We start from the raw sequence: 1,421 nt of genomic DNA on the forward strand, positions 1-1,421 counted from the left end.
GCCATCGGCAACAACAACAAGGCGATCGGGCAAGGCTCGGTGGCGCTCGGCAACGGCTCGACGGCAGGTGCGGCCGGCCTCGCCGGCAATGTCGCGCTGGGCGACGGCGCGACGGCGGCGGCGAGTTCCGGCGACGTGGCGCTGGGCTCCGGTTCGACGACCGTCGCGGCGGTCGCTACGCCCAGTGCGGTGATCAACGGCACCACCTATGCCTTCCAGGGCATCAATCCGACCTCGACGGTCAGCATCGGCGCGCCCGGCGCGGAACGCACGCTCACCAATCTGGCGGCGGGGCGGATCAGCGCGCTCTCGACCGATGCGATCAACGGTTCGCAGCTGTTCGCCACCAACCAGGCGGTCGACGCCATCGGCGCGGCCATCACCAACATCAATGTCGGCGGCGGGATCAAATATTTCCACGCCAATTCGGCGCTGCCGGATTCGCAGGCTCTTGGAGCCGATTCCGTCGCTGTCGGTCCCAATGCGGTGGCCAACAATGCCGGCGACGTGGCGATCGGCCTCAATTCGGCGTCGGGCGCGACAACCGCGGTCGGCGGCACGACGATCGGCGGCGTCAACTACACCTCCGCCGGCGGCACGCCGGCCGGCGCCTTCTCGGTCGGCTCGGCCGGCGCCGAGCGCCAGATCCAGAACGTCGCCGCCGGACAGTTGAACGGCGGTTCCACCGACGCCGTCAACGGTTCGCAGCTCTTCGCCACCAACCAGCAGGTGACGGCCAACACCACCGCCATCTCGAACATCGGCGGCAACCTGACCAACATCGCCGGCGACACCTCGACCGCCTATACCGACGCCAATGGCATCGGCATCCGCTACGCCCGCACCAACGAGACCGGCTTGGCGCAGACCGATTCCTTCGCCCAGGGCGTCGGCTCCACGGCCGTCGGCTACCAGGCGACCGCGACCGGCGTCAGCGCGCTGGCGCTCGGCCGCGACAGCGCGGCCAGCATCGACGGCAGCGTAGCGCTCGGTTCGGGTTCGGTTTCCGATCGCGCGATCGCTCCCGCTTCCGGACAGATCGCCGCCGGTCCGTCGAACTTCATCCAGTACAACACCACCGATAAGACGCTGCTCGGCGCCGTTTCGGTCGGTACCGCCACCGCCTACCGGCAGATCACCAACGTCGCCGACGGTACGCAGGACCAGGACGCCGTGACGGTGCGCCAGCTGGCGGGGGCGATCGCCGCGGTCTCCGCCACCTCGACGAAATATTTCCATGCCAATTCGACAGCCGGCGACTCGCTGGCGGTCGGAGCGGAATCGGTCGCGGTCGGCCCGACCACGGTCGTCAACGGCGACAATGGCGTCGGCATCGGCAATGGCGCCATCGTCGACCAGACGGCGCCCGGCGGCACGGCCATCGGCCAGAACGCCCATGTGATGCTGGCCGACGGCATCGC

The 1,421-nt window shown here is 69.2% G+C and carries 1 pseudogene; it reads left to right on the top strand.

The features are described from left to right. A pseudogene (locus O7A61_RS32195) lies at positions 1–1,421 on the top strand (calcium-binding protein); the annotation flags it as partial.

Origin of the sequence: Mesorhizobium sp. Cs1321R2N1, from assembly GCF_037179725.1 — a bacterium.
Classification (GTDB): Bacteria; Pseudomonadota; Alphaproteobacteria; order Rhizobiales; family Rhizobiaceae; genus Mesorhizobium; species Mesorhizobium salmacidum.